Raw genomic sequence first — 18344 nt, 5'->3', positions numbered from 1 at the left:
CGCGGTTCCCGGCGGACAACACGAGCCCGGTCACTTCACACATAAGGGTGGCCCTGCGGCGGTTCGGCTGAGCGGAGGGGGCCGTGTGTGCTGGAGTGACGCGCGGTGAGGGGGAGTAAGGGGAGCCTCACCGAAGCCGGACGCCCGGCGGGGGCGCGGCGGAGATGCGGCGGGACGCGGACCGCCCGGTCGTGGGACGCCCCGGGGCGGGGCCCTTCGCGGGCCGGGGACGCCCACGGGGCGGGACTCTTCGCGGGCCGGAGGTGACGGCGGGGCGGGGTCGTCCACAGGCCAGGACGGCGGGGCGCGGGGGACAGGTAGCCTTTCCCCCGTGCCCCGTCTGTCTGAAGTCATCGCCGAGCTCGACGCCCTCTGGCCGCCCGACCGGGCCGAGCAGTGGGACGCCGTCGGGACCGTCTGCGGCGACCCCGACGCCCGGGTCGGCCGCGTCCTCTTCGCCGTCGACCCCGTCCAGGAGATCGCCGACGAGGCCGTCGCCCTGGGCGCCGACCTGATCGTCACCCACCACCCGCTCTACCTGCGCGGTACGACGACGGTCGCGGCCGGCCACTTCAAGGGCCGCGTCGTGCACGACCTCATCAAGCACGACATCGCCCTCCACGTCGCGCACACCAACGCCGACACCGCCGACCCCGGCGTCTCCGACGCCCTCGCCGGCGCCCTCGGCCTGCGGGTCACCGGCCCGCTCGTCCCGGAGAACGGCCTCGGCCGGATCTGCGAGCTCGACCACCCCGAGACCCTCGCCGAGTTCGCCGCCCGCGCCGCCGCGCGGCTGCCCGCCACCGCGCAGGGCATCCGGGTCGCCGGCGACCCCGGCACGACCGTGCGCCGGGTCGCCGTCAGCGGCGGTTCCGGCGACAGCCTCTTCGACGCCGTACGGGCCGCGGGCGTGGACGCCTTCCTCACCGCCGACCTGCGCCACCACCCCGCCTCCGAGGCCGTCCTGCAGACCCCGCTGGGCCTGGTCGACGCCGCCCACTGGGCCACCGAATGGCCCTGGTGCGAGCAGGCCGCCGCCCAGCTCGACGCGATTTCCGACCGTCACGGCTGGGACCTCCGCGTCCACGTCTCGAAGACGGTCACCGACCCCTGGTCCTCCCACCACACCTCCCCTGGAGCCCCCAACTGAACGCCGCGCCCGCCGACCAGATCCGCCTCCTCGACGTCCAGGCCCTGGACACCCGCCTCCAGCAGCTCGCCCACAAGCGCCGCTCGCTGCCCGAGCACGCCGAGATCGAGGCGCTCACCAAGGACCTCAACCAGCTGCGCGACCTGCTCGTCGCCGCGCAGACCGAGGAGAGCGACTGCGGCCGCGAGCAGACCAAGGCCGAGCAGGACGTCGACCAGGTCCGCCAGCGCGCCGCGCGCGACCAGCAGCGCCTCGACTCCGGCGCCGTGTCCTCCCCGAAGGACCTGGAGAACCTCCAGCGCGAGATCGTCTCCCTCGCCAAGCGCCAGGGCGACCTGGAAGAGGTCGTCCTGGAGGTCATGGAGCGCCGCGAGTCCGCGCAGGAGCGCCTCACCGAACTGACCGGGCGGGTCTCCGCCGTCCAGGCCAAGACCGACGACGCCGCCGCCCGCCGCGACGCCGCCCAGGCCGAGCTGGACGCGGAGGCCGCCTCCGTCGCCAAGGAGCGCGAGCTGATCGCGGGCTCCGTCCCGGCCGACCTGCTCAAGCTGTACGAGAAGCTGCGCGAGCAGCAGGGCGGCGTGGGCGCGGCGCGGCTGTACCAGCGCAAGTGCGAGGGCTGCCACATCGAGCTCAACATCACCGAGCTGAACGAGGTCCGCGCCGCCGCCCGGGACGCGGTCGTCCGGTGCGAGAACTGCCGCCGGATCCTGGTCCGCACCTCGGAGTCCGGCCTGTAATGACCCCTGCGCGCGAACTCGTCGTCGAGGCGGACGGAGGCTCCCGGGGCAACCCGGGGCCCGCCGGCTACGGGGCGGTGGTCCTGGACGCGGCGACGGGCGAGACGCTCGCGGAGACCGCCGAGTACATCGGAGTGGCGACGAACAACGTCGCCGAGTACAAGGGCCTGGTCGCCGGCCTCAAGGCGGCCCGGGAGCTCTTCCCGGACGCCACCGTGCACGTCCGCATGGACTCCAAGCTGGTCGTCGAGCAGATGTCCGGCCGCTGGAAGATCAAGCACCCGGACATGAAGCCGCTCGCGGCCGAGGCCGGCCGGGTCTTCCCGGCGGGCCGGGTCCGGTACGAGTGGATCCCGCGCGAGCGGAACAAGCACGCGGACCGGCTCGCGAACGAGGCGATGGACGCGGGGCGGCTCGGCCGGCGGTGGGAGCCGTCCGGATCCACGGCGGCCCTCGACGCCTCCGCCGCCCGCAACGCCGCCGCCCCGCCGCCGTCGGGCCCTCCGGGCGACGCGGCGGCGGGAGCCGCGCGGGCGCGGGCGGCGCTGTTCACGGGTGCGGGGTCCGGGACCTCCGGCCCGGGCCCCTCCGCCGGGACTCCCGGTGCCACGACGGGCACGGGTACAAGCACGGGCACGGGCACGAGTGCGGGCGCCTGGCCGGGGTCTGTTCTTTGGCCGTCGGGCCCCTCGGGAACGGCCCTTCCCGACCGGCCCGACGACGGCCTGTTCCCGCCCGGCGGGGCCACCGGCGACTTCGAGGCCGAGGCCGCCGCCGTGACGCACGCGGAGCCCGCCGCCCCGGCCGCGCCGGGACAGGGCTGGGCCGCCCCCGACATGGGAGCGCCCGCGACCTTCGTGCTGCTGCGGCACGGGGAGACCGCGCTCACGCCCGAGAAGCGGTTCTCGGGGAGCGGGGGGAGCGACCCCGGGCTGTCGGCGGCCGGACTGCGGCAGGCCGAGGCCGTGGCCGGGGCGCTCGCCGCGCGGGGCACGGTCCAGGAGATCGTCAGCTCGCCCCTGACCCGCTGCCGCCAGACCGCCGCCGCCGTCGCCGCCCGGCTCGGACTGGACGTCCGGATCGACCAGGGGCTGCGGGAGACCGACTTCGGCGCCTGGGAGGGACTGACCTTCGGCGAGGTCCGCGCCCGGTACCCCGAGGACCTCGACGCCTGGCTGGCCTCCCCGAAGGCGGCGCCGACCGGCGGCGGCGAGAGCTTCGCGACCGTCGCCCGCCGCGTCGCCGCGACCCGGGACCGGCTGACCGCCGCCCACGCGGGCCGCACGGTCCTCCTCGTCACCCACGTCACGCCCATCAAGACCCTGGTCCGGCTCGCCCTGGGCGCCCCGCCGGAATCCCTGTTCCGCATGGAGCTGTCGGCCGCCTCGCTCTCGGCCGTCGCCTACTACGCCGACGGCAACGCCTCCGTGCGCCTCCTCAACGACACCTCGCATCTGCGGTAGGCCCGGCGGGGGGCTCGACCGCCGCCGGGTGACCGTCCGGCTCGGCCGCCGTGCTCAACGGCCGCCGAGCGGTGCCCGCAGCGCCGCCGCCCCGCGCGCCAGGGACTCGACCCGGGTCCAGTCGCGGGCCGCGAGCGCGTCGGGCGGCAGCATCCACGTACCGCCGACGCAGCCGACGTTCGGCAGGGCGAGGTAGGCCGGGGCGGAGGCGGGCGAGATGCCGCCGGTCGGGCAGAAGCGGGCCCCCGGGAGCGGGCCCGCGAGGGACTTCAGGTACGGGACGCCGCCCGCCGCCTCGGCGGGGAAGAACTTCATGGCGTCCACGCCCCGTTCGAGCAGGGCCACGACCTCCGAGACCGTCGAGACCCCCGGCAGGAACGGCACCCCCGACTCCTCCATGGCGCCGAGCAGCCGCTCGGTCCACCCGGGGCTGACCAGGAACCGGGCCCCGGCGCCGACCGCGTCCGCGACCCCGGCCGCCGAGACGACGGTCCCGGCGCCGACGACCGCCTCCGGCACCTCGTCCGCGACGGCCCGCAGGGCGTCGAGCGCCGCCGGGGTGCGCAGGGTGATCTCGATCAGCGGCAGCCCGCCGGCCACCAGGGCGCGGGCCAGGGGGACCGCGTCGGCCGCGTCCTCGATCACCACCACGGGGACGACGGGGCACTCCGGGGCAAGGTCGAACACGCTCGTCATGGCCTCATCCTGACGAGGGTGATCGCCCTCCGCAACGAGCGTTGCGCAGGGCGCAACGGCGTCTCAGTGGATCTCGTCCACCAACACGTCCAGGGCCCCCGGCTTCCCGCCCTCCTCCACCACGTACCGCAGGTCCCGCAGCGCCTCCACCAGCTCCGCCGGGGAGTCCGGCACCACGCCCGCCTCCAGGAGGCTCCGCACGATCCGGCCCTTCGTTGCCTTGTTGAAGTGGCTGACCACCTTCCGGGTCGGCGCGTGCAGGACCCGTACCGTCACCGTCCGGGCCGCGACCTCCCCCTTCGGCCTCCACGCCGCCGCGTACGCCGCCGAACGGAGGTCGAGGACGAGACCGTCCCCGGCCACCCCGGGCAGCACGGAGGCCATCGCGCCCCGCCAGTGCGCGCCGAGCGCGCCGAGGCCCGGCAGCCTGACCCCCATCGAGCAGCGGTACGACGGAACGCGGTCGGTCACCCGCACCGCGCCCCACAGCCCCGAGAACACGAGCAGCGAGTCCGCCGCCCGCTCCCGGGCCGTCGCGTCCAGGGACGCCAGGCCCAGCGCGTCGTACAGGACACCGGTGTAGATCTCCCCGGCCGGCCGCGCGCCCGCCGTCCGCAGCTCCGCGTTCTTCGCGACCTCGCCGCGCAGCCCCTCGCTCAGGCCGAGCACCTCGCGCGCCTTCTCCTCGTCGGCGGCGCACAGCTCGACCAGCTCGTCCAGGACCGCCGCCCGCGCCTCCGCGAGCCCCGGCAGGGACAGCGCCTCCGGCTTGAGCGGGGCCCCGCTCCCCGACGGGGCCTTGCCTTCGGAGGGCGGCAGCAGCACGAGCACGGTGGTTCTCCTTCGTACGGGCGGGGGCGGGGGCGCGACCCCGGCGGTCAAGCCTACAAAGGGTCCGCGGGCGGCTCCGTACGGCGGGCGAACGGCCGTGGGCGCCTTCGTGCGGCGAACGCCCGTGGACGTCACCGCGCCGTGGAAGGCCCGGCAGCGCCTTCGTACGCGGCGGCCCGGGACCGCCTTCATACGCGACGGGCGCCGCGAACGCCCCGTACCGCGGGGGAACGGCGGAGCCTCCCGCGCGACCTCCTCCCGACATGACGGAACCGCCCCCGCCCCCTACGCTCTCTCCATGCCCCGCCGCCCCATCCACGTGACCGGCGCAGCCGAGGCTCCCCTGCGGGCCGCCCTGCGCGCACTCCGGACCGAACTCGCGATCCCCGAGGACTTCCCGCCCGCCGTCCTCGCCGAGGCCGAGGCCGCCGCGAAGGCACCCCGTCTCCCGGCGCACGACGCCACCGACCTGCCGTTCCTCACCGTCGACCCGCCCTCCTCCACCGACCTCGACCAGGCGATGCACCTGTCCCGCAGGGCCGACGGCGGCTACCGCGTCCACTACGCCATCGCCGACGTCGCCGCCTTCGTCGCGCCCGGCTCCGCGCTCGACGCCGAGGCCCACCGGCGGGTCCTCACCCTCTACTTCCCCGACGCCAAGGTCCCCCTCCACCCCGCCGTCCTCTCCGAGGGCGCCGCCAGCCTCCTCCCCGGCGAGGTCCGCCCCGCCGTGCTGTGGCGGATCGACCTCGACGCCGAGGGCCGCAGGGTCGCCACCGACGTCCGCCGCGCCCTCGTCCGCAGCCGCGCCAAACTCGACTACGCGGGCGTGCAGCGGCAGATCGACTCCGGCACGGCCGAGGAGCCCGTCGCCCTGCTCCGCGAGATCGGACGCCTCCGCGAGGCCCTCGAAACCGAGCGCGGCGGGATCTCCCTCGACGTCCCCGAGCAGGAGGTCGTCGAACGGGACCGCGGCTACGACCTCGCCTACCGGGCCCCGCTCCCCTCCGAGGGCTGGAACGCACAGCTCTCCCTGCTCACCGGCATGGCCGCCGCCGACCTGATGACCGCCGCCGGCACCGGCGTCCTGCGCACCCTCCCCGCCGCGCCCGACGGCGCGGTGGCCCGGCTCCGCCGCTCCGCGCGGGCCCTCGGCGTCGACTGGCCGCCCCACGTCCCGTACGCGGACGTGGTCCGCTCCGCCGACCCGTCGAACCCGCGCCACGCCGCGTTCCTCCAGGAGTGCACCACCCTCCTGCGGGGCGCCGGGTACACCGTCTTCACCGACGGCCACGTCCCCGTCCCGGCCGTGCACGCCGCCGTCGCCGACGAGTACACCCACTGCACCGCCCCGCTGCGCCGCCTCGTCGACCGGTACGCGAGCGAGCTGTGCGTGGCGGCGGTGGCGGGGGACGAACCGCCCGAGTGGGTACGGGCCGCCCTGCCGGCCCTGCCGGAGGAGATGGCCGCGGGCTCGCGCCGCGCCGGCACCGTGGAGCGCGAGAGCGTGGACATCGTGGAGGCGGCGCTCCTGAAGGACCGGGTCGGCGACCTCTTCGACGCGTACGTGATCGACGTCAAGGAGCGCGAGCCGTCCACCGGCACCGTCCACCTGGAGGACCCGGCGGTGGTCGCCCGGATCGAGGGCGGCGACTCCGCGCTGCCGCTGGGGGAGTGGATGCGGGTCAGACTGGCGGAGGCGGACCCGGGGCGGGCGAAGGTGCTGTTCGCGCCCGCGTGAGCGCGTCGGACACGGTCCGCACCAGAGCGGCCGGGTCGTCCGCGTGACAGCGGATCAGGCGTACGGGCCGGGGCGCGCCCAGCAGCCGGGGCGCGTCGACCGGCGCGTCCAGCTCGATCGTGACGGAGGTCTGCGAACCGACCGCCAGGTTCAGCTCGTCCTCGGCCTTCTCGTGGGTGAACAGCGTCTCCCGGCGGACGGCGGCGATCCGTTCCAGGGGCACCCGCACGTCCACGTGGGCCGCCTGCCGCAGCCGCAGCTCGCCCCCGGTCGTCAGCAGATGGGGGCGGGTCACCGAGGCTGCGTGCAGCCCGAGGACGAACAGGACGGTGTACACGTCCAGGAAGAGGACCACGGCGTGCACCGCGGGCAGACCGGCCAGCAGGTACGACATGCCGACCGTCTCGACCACGCACACGAACGCGAAGCCGTACATCAGCGCCGCCTGGTCCCGGGCGTGCGGGAACGCCACCCGCGCGTCCCCGAGTCCGTGCGGCCGGCGCGCCGCCCACCGGCCGAGGCTCGCCATCAGCCGCAGCTCGTGCCCGATCAGCCGCAGCACGGCCTCGGGCACCAGCTCCGCCAGGGCTTCCCGCCGCGACAGCCCCCGCCGTCGCAGCCGCACCCACACGGACACCTCGGCCACGAGGAGCATCACCACCAAGAGCTCGGCGGCGGCCAGGACGGCCCCCGGTACGCGTACCCCGCCCACCAGACAGACGGCGAGCACCGCCTCGGCGGGCAGGGCGGCGTACGAGACCGCCCGCAGCACCCGTACCACCCGTCCCCGGACCCGCTCGCCGTCTCCCACCGCCACCCCTCCGCCGTCCACCGCCACCCCTCCGTCTCCCACCGTCACCCCGCCGCCACCCACCACGACCCCTCCGTCGCTCACCGCCGCCCCTCCTTCCGCTCCCGCACCAGACGCATCGCGAGCCGTACCGCCGCGGCCTGCCCCGGGGAGAGGTCCCCGAAGAAGACGCCCGCGAGGCCGCCCGAACCCTCCACCGGCAGCTCCGTGCCGATTCCGTCCGGCAGACAGGCCGCCGGCATCCGGGCGGCCTCCGTGACCCGCGGATCGCCGGCCGCCGCCCCGGAGAGACCGTCGAGCCGTCCGTACACCTCCCCCGCGCCACTCGCCGCCCGCCCCACCAGCTCCATCAGCCGGGCCCGCTCCTCCGCCGGGACGACGCTGTCCAGCAGGACCAGGATCTCCCGGTCCTTCGCCGCCATCGGGGAATCGGGCACCTCGCCCAGTCCCGCGAGCAGCCCGGACAGCTCCGGCGACACGGGCCCCTCCGCGGGCAGCCGGCCCGCCCGCGCCTCGGCCAGCAGCTCCGCGAGCCGCGCCCGCCGCTCCCGTACGACCGCCTCCTGCCGCGCCAGGTCCTCGTCCAGTTCCTCCAGGACCTCCACCAGCTCCCGCCCCGCGTCGTCCGCGAGCACGTCCCGCACCTCGTCGAGGCCGAGGCCCAGCTCGGTCAACCGCCGGATCCGCGCGAGCAGCACCGCGTCCCGCACCCCGTACTCCCGGTACCCGTTGGCCCGCCGTCCGGGCTCGGGCAGCAGCCCGAGATGGTGGTAGTGCCGCACGGCCCGCGGGGTGACCCCGATGAGCGCGGCGATCTCGCCGATCCGCATGGCCTCAGTGGAAACCCTGACGTCGCGACAAGGTCAAGCGGTGCTCCCCGGCTCCGTCGTCCCGAAACGGCGGGTAGCATGGGCGGCACGGCAGACGAGCCGGGCGGGCGGCCGCGTGGAGATCTCCGGATCTTCCCGAGGAACGTCCGGGCTCCACAGAGCAGGGTGGTGGCTAACGGCCACCCGGGGTGACCCGCGGGACAGTGCCACAGAAAACAGACCGCCGGGGACTCCGGTCCCCGGTAAGGGTGAAACGGTGGTGTAAGAGACCACCAGCGCCTGAGGTGACTCAGGCGGCTAGGTAAACCCCACTCGGAGCAAGGTCAAGAGGGGACACCCCGGTGTCCCTGCGCGGATGTTCGAGGGCTGCTCGCCCGAGTCCGCGGGTAGACCGCAGGAGGCCGGCGGCAACGCCGGTCCTAGATGGATGGCCGTCACCCCGACGACCGCGAGGTCCCGGGGGACAGAACCCGGCGTACAGCCCGACTCGTCTGCCCCTCAGGGCCTCTGACCAGCGAAAGAGCGGGTCAGGGGCTCTTTCTCATGAGCGGGTGGCTGAGACTTCGCCCCGGCCCGTACCGATTCGTACCGGACCGCGCCGCTGCGAAAGCAGCCGCGCCGGGCGGTCGGCACGAGACGGGTCGGCACTCCGGCGGAGCCGTCAGGGCGCCGGAGGTTTCCGGTGTCTGCCGGTCCCGGGGCCGAGCTTCGGCGCTGCCTCGGGGGCGGCGGCGGGCTCGGCGTCGGGAAACAGGACACGCCTGGCTTCCGTCAGATTCGCCGCGAAGCCGTGCGGCTCCCACAGATGGCCGTTCCACCGCTGGATCGCGCGGGGCGCGTCAGGGTGCAGATGCGATGCCCTCGGGCCGTCTCCGGTCACGAGGGGCACGGCGCGGAGCTGCCCGATCCTCGCATCCCGGCGCTCGGCCCATCGGGAGAGCGATTCGTCGTCCATGGCCGGAGGGTAGTGGGTCGGGCGATCCGGTGCTCCCAGCGCAGGGAAGGGGCATGCCCGATCCCGTACCGGTGGGATTCGGGCGTCACGCGGAGCCGTACGGAGTCGATCTCCGGTGCGCCGGCGTCCTGCCAGGCGACGAGCGAACGTTCCACGTCGTCCCACAGGGCCACAGGGCCGCCTTGCCGGACGGTCCAGTTCTTGCCGTCGTGGAGGAACTCGGCGAACGACTCCTTCTCCGGATCGAACAGGTATCGCAAGGGTGAGCCGTTGCCGTCCGTCGCGCGGACGAACTGAACTCCCGGTGCGGCCAACTGGGCGAGGAAGGCGGGCATCCACTCCTCCAGGACGAGAGGGGACACCCGGGTGCGCCGTCGGCTGTCCGCGTACGCGGTCCGGGCGGAGAGGTCACCTGCCACGGGGGCCATCGTCTGAGCCCGTGCCTGCATGAAGGAGGAGCGCCCGACGATCACGCCATCGGCGATGCCGTCGTCGCCGACGGTCAGCTTCGCGAGGCCGGTTCCCCACGGCCACGATCCGACCGTGCCGAGGACGACGCCTCCCGGTTTCGTCTGCCTGATCCAGGCGTACGGGATGCGGCGGACCGCGCAGGTGGCGATGACGCGGTCGTACGGGGCTCGGTTCGGGTGGCCGAGGAGGCCGTCGCCCGTCACCGTCCACGTCGAGAAACCGACGGCTTCGAGAGCGGCATCGGCGCGTGCGGCCACCTGTGGATCGACCTCGACCGTGGTGACGTGGTCCTCGCCGAGGTAGTGGCACATCAGGGCTGCGGAGTAGCCGGTGCCCGTGCCGATCTCCAGGACGCGGTGCCCCGCCGCGAGGTCCAGGGCCTCGATCATGCCGACGACGGTGGCCGGGTCGGTCGAGGAGGACGTGGGCACGCCCGCGACGGGTCCGCCGGCCTGGTCGGCGGTGAGGTGGCCGTCGAGCTGGGTGGTGAGGGTGTCGACGCTGTATGCGATCTTCATCCACTCGTCCGGATCCGTGCCGGCGGCGGTGACGGGACGCCAGGTTCGCCCCTCGTCCAGGAACACTCCTGGGCGGAGGAACCGCTCGCGGGGGACGGTCTCGACGGCCGTACGCAGCCAGGGGGATTTCAGGACGCCTTCGTTCACGAGCACGGTTGCCATGCGGCGTCGCTCGGATGCCGGGTCGGTCATCGGCTGTCTCCTCGTGCGAGTAGGTCGGCGAAGGCGGTGGACATCGGGAGGCCGGTCTCGGTCTCCAGCCACCCCCACTGTCCGTTGGGATTCAGTTCCAGCCACCAGTAGTTCCCCTCGCGGTCGACCGCGAGGTCGAAACTTCCCGACACCAGATACAGCCGGTCCAGGTAGGCATGCAGTCCCTTGACCACCCGGTCGGGAAGGTGTTCCACGGTGTAGGTCAGGGCGCTGTAGTCCTTTCGCCAGTCCAGGAGTTCGGACTCGATGCGTACGGCGAAGACATGCCGACCCACGAGCAGTACGCGAACGTCGGCGACCTTGTCCACGCGGACCTGGAACAGGTGGGGCGCGACCCTCACGCTGTCGTCGATCTCGTCGGGGGTGACGGGATCGGCCCATCCGGTCACCGGCACTCGGTCACGCGTGTAGGGGGTCCAGCGCAGCGTCTTGAAGATCGCATCACCGTGAGTGCGGATGAACTCCTGTGCTTCGTGCGGGCTGTTGGTGACCAGAGTCGGCGGGACGTTGAATCCGAGCCGCTGGGCGAGGGCGAGCTGGGCGGGTTTGTAATCGGCTGCGGAGACACGTAACGGGTGGTTGACCCAGAGCGGGCCGTCCAAAGCGTAGAGCGTGCCTCCGAGTCCGTAGCGGACCTGCGCCGCCGCGAAACGGGAATCGTCCGGCGACAGGTGGGGGAATGCGGGCCACTCCGGGCGGCGCCAGTACACCGATCGAACGCACGCCAGGTCGGCAGTTCTCGACGGGGTGCGCACTTGCCCGACCACGGGGGCCGGGCAAGTGCCGAACCGAGCCGAGACCGTGAGGTCCTCGCCGATGTCGGCGGGGTTGAACCGGACCACCGGCACATCGCGCCGGTTGAGTTCGGTGATCACCATGTCGGCGGTGATGTCGTCCGCCTCGGTGGCCAACAGAACCGGCCTCTTCTCGGTCATGGTCATCAGTCCTGGTTGCTGTCCTGGTCGTGTCCCTGGTCGTTGCGGGAGTCCGAGTTCGTCGTCGTGGAGGTCTCGGTCCCGGAGCTGGTGCCGTGCTTGCCCATCTCGACCACGTGGCCGGCCTGATCACGGAAGACCCCCAGCTGCGTCCGGGGGTCGATGGCGACCGTGGCGTGAGGTCGGCGGATGACCGTCGGGTAGGGCGCGAGTCGGCTCGCGCCCCACGGCCGCGCGAGGGCGGAAAGTGCGACGGAGGTGGTCATGGGGCTCCTTCGGTTGCCGTGGGTGGGGAAAACCGCACGCGCTGACAGGGCGCGGACATTCGTATTCAGGAACGGGTGGCGCTCGGGCCGTTGGAACCGACCGGGTTCACTCCTCCGGCTCCTGCCGGGCCTCGACACGGCGCATGAACCTCTCCCGGCCGCCGGCCGCCCGTACTCGCAGGGCCCGGCTCGGCGTACCGGGCGGGGGCTCCGGCGGCATGTACGTACGGCCGCCGACGCCAGGGTTCCTGCGGGGCAGCCCGAAGGACGTCACGCGCTCGCTCCTTTTCGTGGGGAGCCGCCCGGAGGGTTCTTCGGCATCCGAACGGCGTGTGACCAGTGAACGACGATCCGTTACGTTCTTCCAGAGCGTGCCCCGCGCAATGCGCAGGCGTTTTCCAGGCGTTGTCGGATGGCGGATGCGAGCGCGTGAAAGAGTTCTCGTGAGGGGAGACCGATGACGTTGAGGCGTAAGCACTTCGCGGAACGACGCGCGGCGCGGGGTTACTCTCAGGAGGAATTCGCAGAAGCACTCTCGGTGGCCGCGTCCACCGTGGTCCGTTGGGAAAGCGGTCGCGCCACCCCGCGTCCTCACCAACGGTCGAAGATGGCAGAGCTGTTGGGGGTGACCCTCCCCGATCTGGAAGCCCTTCTCTCCGACGAGCAGCCGACCGAGAAAGTCAAGCTCCCCGCTACCCCACCCCTCCTCCATGGTGATGATGACGACATGAAGCGCCGCGAGGTCCTGGGCCTGCTCGCCGTCACGGGTGCACTGGTCGCTCTTCCCGATTGCGGCGAGACGGTCCGAGAATGGGCAGTGCCGACGTTCCCGGAGGCGGGAGACTCCCTGCACCGCAGCCTCTGGCGGGTCTACGCGCTCTCGGATTCCAAGCAGGTCGTCTTCCCTGCCGTACGCGCACAGCTCGACGTGATGGCGAAGGCGCTGACCGAACCCCGAACCGCTGCGGAGCGGTCCCGTTTGTGCCGGATGACGGCCGACCTCTACCAGCTTGTCGGCGAGCTGTTCTTCGACGCCAACCGGTACACCGACGCCGCCCAGTGCTACACGCTGGCCGCCAACGCGGCCCACGCCGGTGGTGGTTACGACCTGTGGGCCTGTGCCATGACCCGCCACGCGTACGTCGAGTTGTACGCGCACCGCGCGCACGCCGCCCGCCCCCTGCTCGCGGCGGCCTTCCACATCGCCCGGAGGGGCGACGACGTTCTCTCCACCCGTCACTGGGTCGCGGCCGTCCAGGCGCAGACGTACGCGGCCATGGGCGATTTCGACGCGTGCAACCGGGCGCTGGACGAGGCCGAGAAAGTGCACGCCCTCGACGGCGCTCATTCCCACAACGGCGGCTGGCTCCGCTTCGACGGCTCCCGTCTCGCGGAGGAGCGAGGAGCCTGCTACCTCCAACTGGGTCGCCCCGATCTCGCCGAGGAAGCGCTCACCACAGCCCTTGCCCAGCCTCTTTCCCTGCGTCGCCGCGCTGCTGTTCTGAGTGACCTCGCCGTGCTCGGGGTGCACAGGCGGGACATCGACCAGGTCGTGCACTATGCGGAGCAAGCACTCGGACTGGCCGACCGGTCGAATTCGGGATTCATCGGCAAGAAGCTGGACGGGCTTCGGGGGCGTCTTGCCCCGCTCATGTCCGATGACCGAGTCTCGACTCTTGATCACCGAATCGCGGCGCTTCCGCGCACCGCATGATGAGAGGGACACGCGCATGAATGACGGCCGGATCTTCCGCGAGGCGTGGATCGACGGCGTGAACAAGCACTACCCCGGCGAGCCGAAGCCCGGCTACGTCACGCCGTGGGACGAGACGCCCGCGTGGGAGCGCGAAGCCGCCACCGCCGTGTACGGGCAGGTGCGCGACTTCATCGAGGTCAGCGGCGGACATGCGGCCCGGCTCACCCGCGAACAGAAGGGCCGCTTCGTCGCGATCTGCTGGACCGCCCAGATGTTCAAACACTTCGAAGACCCGAAGCCCGGATACGTCGCCGACTGGTCCGACCTGCCGGTCTGGCAGCGGGAGACGGACGCGGACATCTTCGAACGCATCGAAGAGACCGTCTGAATCTCGGGAGTGACGACGTCCCCGTCCGGGCCGATCCGGGCGGGGACGTCTTGTTACGTAGCCACCAAAGTAGCCACGGAAGCGCCATCCCTACGTCTTTGTGCAGGTCATAGCGTTGCGCCGACAGTCCCCGGCGTACAGCCCGACTCGTCTGTCGGTAGGCGTGGAAGGGCCCTTGGGCAGACGTTGCGCCTGTTCAAGGGCCCTTTCACGTTCCAGGCGAGCGGAAGGACTGCTCACTCTTCGTGACTGCCTCCCGGGGACCTGGATGGCCGTCGAGCTGAAGACGCCCGAAGCCCACTGACACTGCGGTACCCCCGGGGCCGCCGCACCGGCCCCTCACCACCCCGGCCGCACCGGACCTGAGGGCGCCGAACGGGGTGCCAGACCGCACCGGGCCGTCCTCTGCTCCCGCGACTCCACCGGGACAGGCTCCGGCTTGGGAACCGGCATCGGCGCGCCGGAACAGGACACTCCGAATGTGGGCCTGCATTTCCCTCGCTGGGCACCCCGGAGCGAAGAAGGTCGCCCTGTCGGCTCTCCAAGAAGAGAGGCCGGCGGGGCGGTTCTACCGCCGGCTACCGCACCCGGGCCTGGACGATCAGCGTGCCCAGGTTCTCGGGGTCGGGGGCCTCCAGGACACGCGCTTCGGTCTCCAGGAAGCCGTAGTTCATCAGGATCCCGTGCCACATCTCCTTGGAGTAGGCCCAGCGCTGGACCGGCAGGACCTTGCCTGTGAAGCCGTTGCCGTACATGCCCTGGGCGCCGTAGCAGCCGTCGACGGCCGGCGCCTGGGAGAAGACCAGGACGCCGCCGGGGTTGAGGCGCTCGCGGATGGCGGGCAGGAGGCGGTGGGGGTCGGTGAACCAGAAGGCGCCCCAGACCGAGTAGACGGCGTCGTACGTCTCCTCGGTGGTGGTCAGGAAGTCGACGGCCTCGCGGAGGTGGAAGCGGGCTCCCTCGATGTCGCCCCAGCGTTCCTCGGCGTACCGGATCTGGACGGGGGAGAGGTCGATGCCCGTGGCGGCGATGCCCTTGCGGGCGAGGTAGGCGACCTCGTTTCCGCTGCCGCAGCCCAGTTCCAGGGCGCTCTCGGGCTGGCAGAGCAGTTCTTCGGCGGGGCCGTGGTGGTCGTACTGTGTCCAGCAGAATCCCTTGTCGATGGAGTCCTGCACCGAGCCGATCTTCGTCACGGCCCCGGTCGCGTAGCGATCCCAGTAGTTCTCAACGCTCATGTGCGACGTTCCTCGTTGGAGTGGGTGTTGAGCATCCGTACCGTCCGGCTCCGACGACACCGCACGCTACTCGTCCGGCTCTCCGGCCGGGTCGGTGACGCCGGTTCTTCCCCCGAACGTGACGGCCGGGGCCGCCCCGAAGGACGACCCCGGCTTCGTGTCCCCGCCGGCCAGTGGCAGCTCGTGCCCTGGGCGCAGGGGGAGCACTTCGACGAGTCCCGCTCCCACAGCGGCCAGTCCACCTCGAACCCGTGCTGCTCGACGACGGCCGCGGTCCGCATGACGGTGCCGTCGGCCTTGCGGTCGATCTCGGGGATGTGGTGGAGGAACTGCCCGTTGTTGTACTTCTCGCAGAACGCGGCGTAGTTCGCCGTGTCGAGGATGAGCGTGTGCACGGCCACGTCGACGAGTTCGCCGCAGCCGAGCTCCAGACCCTCGCCCATGGTCTCCATGGCGGTGATCAGGTACGCGACGGCCTGGCCGAGGAGCCGGCCCGCCATCACGCTGTCCATGAGGTAGTCGCGGGTCAGGAGCTTGATCTCCCGGTCCCAGACCTCCTCGCCCAGCAGTTCCTTCGGATCGCGTACCGCTACTGCCGTACCCATACGGGACACCTCCAGCTCGAACGGATCTTGCGGAACCCTCCCCGTCCGTCGGACGCGGTTTCGTCGGAGCGGACGACGAACGGGGAGGGGACTTGCCCCCGCCTGGGCGCCCCTGCGGCTGTTGGGCCGTGGGGCGGACAGCGACTGCCGAGGCGGGGTGTCATGGGGGCGGGACGGTGCCGTGCCCCTGGACGATCTCGCCCGTGAACACGTTGCCGGGAAACCTCATGACCTGAAGTGCCTGCCGCACTTCCGGCAGGGCGTTCCTGGAGATGGTCCGGGCGGATTCCTGCGGGGTTCTGACCGCTGCGTCCATTGCTTCCCCTCGGCGTCACGTGGTGTGGCTTCCCGAACGACGTTAGGGCGGTCTCCGGCCAACTCCCAAGAAGGTTGCGCGAGTTTGCGGCAACGCGGTTGACGAGCTCGAACGACTCACCGACCATCGACGAGATCGCGCAAACCTGAGCAAGGACGCGGACGGGAGAACCACCATGAAGTTACGGTTCCTCGGGAAGAACTCCACCCCGGGAGACAGCCCCACCCTGTACGCCAGCGACCGGGACAGTTACGTCGTACAGGGCTGGAAGGTCTTCGCGAACGATCTGCTCATGCGGCTCGACGTGCCGGACGGCCACACGGTCGTCGAGGTTCCGACCGAGCTGTTCGAGCACCTGACCAAGGACGGGCTGCCGGCCGGCGAGATCAAGACCTACGAGCCCCCGATCATGCTGGTGACCGAACAGGGAACGTGCATCGTCCAGGGGCCGCAGATGCACGACCCCGAGGCCCTGAGCCAGATGCGGATCCCCGACTACGAGACCTGCGTCGAGGTCCCCAAGTCCTCGATCACAGCCCTATTGGAGGAGAGCGGTGGAGCTGATCACCAGCGCCCAGCGTGACGAACTGTTCGACAGCTTCGCGCGCGACGCGTTCCATCTGGAGCTGAGGGACGACTACGGCTCCCCCGTCGAGGACACGCCGTACGCCCGATGGCAGCGCGGAGAGCCCGACGACTACGCGTGGCTCGACCCGTGGATGACGCTCATGAAGCGCGTCACGGGGGAGGGCAAGACCGTACGGCGGATCCGCGTCGTCACGGAGCCGCACTCCCGGTACGTCGGGTGGGAGCACTCTCTGACGCGCCTCAACCTGGAGGCCGGCGAGGACATCCGATGGCTGCCCCGGCACCGTCTGCCCGACGGCATCGTCTTCCCCGTGGCGGGCAACGACTGGTGGCTCTTCGACGACCGGCTCCTCGCCGTGGGCCACTTCGGCGCCGACGGCCGGGTCCTGGGCTCCGAGCTGGTCACGGACCCCGAGACCGTGGCAGAGTGCGTCCGCGTACGGGACCGGCTCTGGTCCCTCGCCGTCCCCCACCCCGAGTACAAGACCTGACCCACCAGTGAGCGACGAAGCACAGGCACAGCGAGAAGCATTGGGTGCCCGGCTGCGAGGATTTCGCAAGGACGCGGGCTACTCGAGCGGTCGGGCATTCGCCGCTGCGACCGGGTGGCAGGAGTCGAAGGTCTCCCGAATCGAGAACGGGCGGCAGAACGCCAGCGAGGACGACATCCGCGTCTGGTGCGAGCTGACCCACACACAGGACCAGGCCGGTGACCTGATCGCCACCGTCCGGCACATCGAGGAACTGTGGCTGGAATGGCGCCGGCAGCTCCAGGCCGGTGCCGAGCCCCGGCAACGCAAGGCACTCCCGGTCTACGCGAGGACCAAGGTCTTCCGCATCTGGCACCCCACCGTGGTCTGGGGCACCCTCCAGACGGCCGAGTACGCCGCCGAGACCTTCCGCCAGGTCGTCGACTACTACGAGATCCCCGACGACATCGACGCCGCCGTGGCCAAGAGGATGGAACGACAGCGGTACCTCTACGAGGGGGACCGGATCTTCAACGTCCTCCTCGCCGAACAGGCCCTCTCGACCAGCTTCGGCGGGCCGGACGTGATGCGAGGCCAGCTCGACCGCCTCCTCGCCGTCATGTCCCTCCCCCGCCTGAGCCTCGGACTCATCCCCGCGAGGGCGCCGATGCACATCTGGCCGGGCAACTCCTTCTCCATGTTCGACAGCAAGCTCGTCCTCGTGGAGACCTACTCGGCGGAGCTCTCCGTCACCCAGCCCCGCGAGATCGCGCTCTATGCCAAGGCGTTCGACCTGCTGAAACGGTCCGCCGTGTACGGGCAGTCGGCGAGAGCGCTGATTGCCCAGGCTCTCGCACGGCTGGACGGCTGACCACGGACCGAAAGGCTCCGACCAGCGAAACCGCAGTTCGGAGCTCTTCTCGATGGAGGGCCGACTGTGGCCCGGCCCTGCCCGTACCGGTTCGAACCGGGCTCCGCTGCTCATGGGGCCCTTGCGCCGTCGGGAGTCCACCGGGCGGAACCGGTTCCGGGCGCACGGCATGACCCACCACCCTCTGGCCGGGTTGTCAGGGTGCCGGGGGCTTCCGATGCCTGCCGGCCCGGGGCCGAGCTTCGGTGTCGCCTCAGGAGTGGGAGCGGCCTCGGCGCGGGGAAATCAGTGGCCGGCGGGGATCGCGGCCACCACCCGGCCGCCCCCGAGGAAGTGCAGCCGGTCCGCCTCGTCGGGGTACGGCCAGTCGTTGTCCCGGTAGAAGCACAGGTCGCCCGGTACGGGGGCGGTGCGCAGGTCGGCGGCGGGGGGGGGCCCCGGGCGCCCCCCCCCCCCCCCCCCGCCGGGCGCCCCCCCCCCCCCCCACACCGGCACCACCACCGGGGGCGGGCCCCGGGTGGCGGGGGTTGAGAAGAGCCCCACGCCCCCCCGGGC

20 protein-coding genes and 1 other RNA gene are annotated in these 18344 nt (G+C 72.2%); 10 read left to right on the top strand and 11 right to left on the bottom strand.

Translation table 11 applies throughout. The annotated features are described in order from the left end of the window. Window positions 1–331 precede the first annotated feature (331 nt). From ACFYZY_RS17040 to ACFYZY_RS17030, 3 genes are read left to right on the top strand one after another with little or no spacing between them, the layout of a single operon-like run. Window positions 332–1150, top strand: coding sequence for a Nif3-like dinuclear metal center hexameric protein (locus ACFYZY_RS17040; protein ID WP_388694423.1), 819 nt, complete (start codon window positions 332–334; stop codon window positions 1148–1150). Next, window positions 1147–1890, top strand: a complete 744-nt coding sequence (locus ACFYZY_RS17035) for a zinc ribbon domain-containing protein (protein ID WP_388694779.1) — start codon at window positions 1147–1149, stop codon at window positions 1888–1890. The genes ACFYZY_RS17040 and ACFYZY_RS17035 overlap by 4 nt, the downstream gene beginning before the upstream one ends. Then, window positions 1890–3353: a bifunctional RNase H/acid phosphatase gene (locus ACFYZY_RS17030; RefSeq protein WP_388694421.1), complete on the top strand. Its 1464-nt coding sequence runs from the start codon at window positions 1890–1892 to the stop codon at window positions 3351–3353. The genes ACFYZY_RS17035 and ACFYZY_RS17030 overlap by 1 nt, the downstream gene beginning before the upstream one ends. A gap of 54 nt (window positions 3354–3407) precedes the next feature. Here the strand turns inward: ACFYZY_RS17030 and eda are convergent, their stop codons facing one another. Next, window positions 3408–4049 carry a bifunctional 4-hydroxy-2-oxoglutarate aldolase/2-dehydro-3-deoxy-phosphogluconate aldolase gene (gene eda, locus ACFYZY_RS17025; RefSeq protein WP_388694419.1) on the bottom strand — a complete coding sequence of 214 codons (642 nt, stop codon included), beginning with the start codon at window positions 4047–4049 and terminating at the stop codon, window positions 3408–3410. Between the two features lie 63 nt (window positions 4050–4112). Next, complete coding sequence (gene yaaA / locus ACFYZY_RS17020; RefSeq protein ID WP_388694416.1) at window positions 4113–4880, bottom strand: peroxide stress protein YaaA; 768 nt, start codon at window positions 4878–4880, stop codon at window positions 4113–4115. Between the two features lie 298 nt (window positions 4881–5178). Here yaaA and ACFYZY_RS17015 point away from each other — a divergent pair, with 298 nt between their 5' ends. Further along, window positions 5179–6621 (top strand): RNB domain-containing ribonuclease, encoded by a 1443-nt coding sequence (locus tag ACFYZY_RS17015; protein ID WP_388694414.1) that lies wholly within the window; start codon window positions 5179–5181, stop codon window positions 6619–6621. Here ACFYZY_RS17015 and ACFYZY_RS17010 read toward each other — a convergent pair. Then, the gene (locus ACFYZY_RS17010; protein WP_388694412.1) at window positions 6566–7516 is read right to left on the bottom strand and encodes a hypothetical protein; all 951 of its coding nucleotides are present in this window, start codon (window positions 7514–7516) and stop codon (window positions 6566–6568) included. The two genes, ACFYZY_RS17015 and ACFYZY_RS17010, sit on opposite strands and share 56 nt — an antisense overlap. Further along, a complete protein-coding gene (locus tag ACFYZY_RS17005; protein ID WP_388694409.1) occupies window positions 7513–8262 on the bottom strand; it encodes a MerR family transcriptional regulator in 750 nt (249 codons plus the stop codon). The genes ACFYZY_RS17010 and ACFYZY_RS17005 overlap by 4 nt, the downstream gene beginning before the upstream one ends. Window positions 8263–8357: 95 nt before the next feature. Here ACFYZY_RS17005 and rnpB point away from each other — a divergent pair. Then, an RNA gene (gene rnpB / locus ACFYZY_RS17000) (RNase P RNA component class A) lies at window positions 8358–8756 on the top strand. A gap of 167 nt (window positions 8757–8923) precedes the next feature. On the opposite strand, the gene ACFYZY_RS16995 is transcribed toward rnpB, so the two are convergent. From ACFYZY_RS16995 to ACFYZY_RS16975, 5 genes are all read right to left on the bottom strand, one after another. Next, window positions 8924–9217 carry a DUF6087 family protein gene (locus tag ACFYZY_RS16995; protein ID WP_388694408.1) on the bottom strand — a complete coding sequence of 98 codons (294 nt, stop codon included), beginning with the start codon at window positions 9215–9217 and terminating at the stop codon, window positions 8924–8926. Then, window positions 9139–10398 (bottom strand): ATP-grasp peptide maturase system methyltransferase, encoded by a 1260-nt coding sequence (gene tgmC, locus ACFYZY_RS16990; RefSeq protein ID WP_388694405.1) that lies wholly within the window; start codon window positions 10396–10398, stop codon window positions 9139–9141. Before tgmC ends, ACFYZY_RS16995 begins: the two co-directional genes overlap by 79 nt. Beyond that, window positions 10395–11354, bottom strand: a complete 960-nt coding sequence (tgmB, locus tag ACFYZY_RS16985; RefSeq protein WP_388694778.1) for an ATP-grasp ribosomal peptide maturase — start codon at window positions 11352–11354, stop codon at window positions 10395–10397. The genes tgmC and tgmB overlap by 4 nt, the downstream gene beginning before the upstream one ends. A gap of 5 nt (window positions 11355–11359) precedes the next feature. Further along, complete coding sequence (gene tgmA, locus ACFYZY_RS16980) at window positions 11360–11620, bottom strand: putative ATP-grasp-modified RiPP (RefSeq protein WP_388694403.1); 261 nt, start codon at window positions 11618–11620, stop codon at window positions 11360–11362. A gap of 106 nt (window positions 11621–11726) precedes the next feature. Next, entirely contained in the window at window positions 11727–11894 is a 168-nt protein-coding gene (locus ACFYZY_RS16975; protein WP_388694401.1) for a hypothetical protein, read from the bottom strand. A 183-nt stretch (window positions 11895–12077) separates the two neighbouring features. Between ACFYZY_RS16975 and ACFYZY_RS16970 the strand changes: the two genes are divergently transcribed. Further along, a complete protein-coding gene (locus ACFYZY_RS16970; protein ID WP_388694400.1) occupies window positions 12078–13334 on the top strand; it encodes a multiprotein-bridging factor 1 family protein in 1257 nt (418 codons plus the stop codon). A gap of 16 nt (window positions 13335–13350) precedes the next feature. Beyond that, entirely contained in the window at window positions 13351–13704 is a 354-nt protein-coding gene (locus tag ACFYZY_RS16965; RefSeq protein ID WP_388694397.1) for a hypothetical protein, read from the top strand. A gap of 578 nt (window positions 13705–14282) precedes the next feature. On the opposite strand, the gene ACFYZY_RS16960 is transcribed toward ACFYZY_RS16965, so the two are convergent. Together ACFYZY_RS16960 and ACFYZY_RS16955 are read right to left on the bottom strand one after the other, a co-directional pair. Continuing rightward, entirely contained in the window at window positions 14283–14939 is a 657-nt protein-coding gene (locus tag ACFYZY_RS16960) for a class I SAM-dependent methyltransferase (RefSeq protein ID WP_388694395.1), read from the bottom strand. After that, window positions 14936–15544, bottom strand: a complete 609-nt coding sequence (locus ACFYZY_RS16955) for a glycine-rich domain-containing protein (protein ID WP_388694393.1) — start codon at window positions 15542–15544, stop codon at window positions 14936–14938. Before ACFYZY_RS16955 ends, ACFYZY_RS16960 begins: the two co-directional genes overlap by 4 nt. Before the next feature lie 491 nt (window positions 15545–16035). Here ACFYZY_RS16955 and ACFYZY_RS16950 point away from each other — a divergent pair, with 491 nt between their 5' ends. The 3 genes from ACFYZY_RS16950 to ACFYZY_RS16940 are packed head-to-tail and all read left to right on the top strand — an operon-like array spanning window position 16036 to window position 17789. After that, window positions 16036–16443, top strand: coding sequence for a hypothetical protein (locus ACFYZY_RS16950; protein WP_388694390.1), 408 nt, complete (start codon window positions 16036–16038; stop codon window positions 16441–16443). Next, window positions 16415–16939, top strand: coding sequence for a DUF6879 family protein (locus tag ACFYZY_RS16945; protein WP_388694388.1), 525 nt, complete (start codon window positions 16415–16417; stop codon window positions 16937–16939). The genes ACFYZY_RS16950 and ACFYZY_RS16945 overlap by 29 nt, the downstream gene beginning before the upstream one ends. 7 nt (window positions 16940–16946) lie before the next feature. Continuing rightward, window positions 16947–17789: a helix-turn-helix domain-containing protein gene (locus ACFYZY_RS16940; RefSeq protein WP_388694385.1), complete on the top strand. Its 843-nt coding sequence runs from the start codon at window positions 16947–16949 to the stop codon at window positions 17787–17789. Window positions 17790–18344 lie beyond the last annotated feature (555 nt).

The sequence above is a fragment of the Streptomyces sp. NPDC001744 genome, from assembly GCF_042892575.1.
Lineage (GTDB): Bacteria > Actinomycetota > Actinomycetes > Streptomycetales > Streptomycetaceae > Streptomyces.
This window is presented reverse-complemented; position numbering and strand designations above follow the sequence as displayed.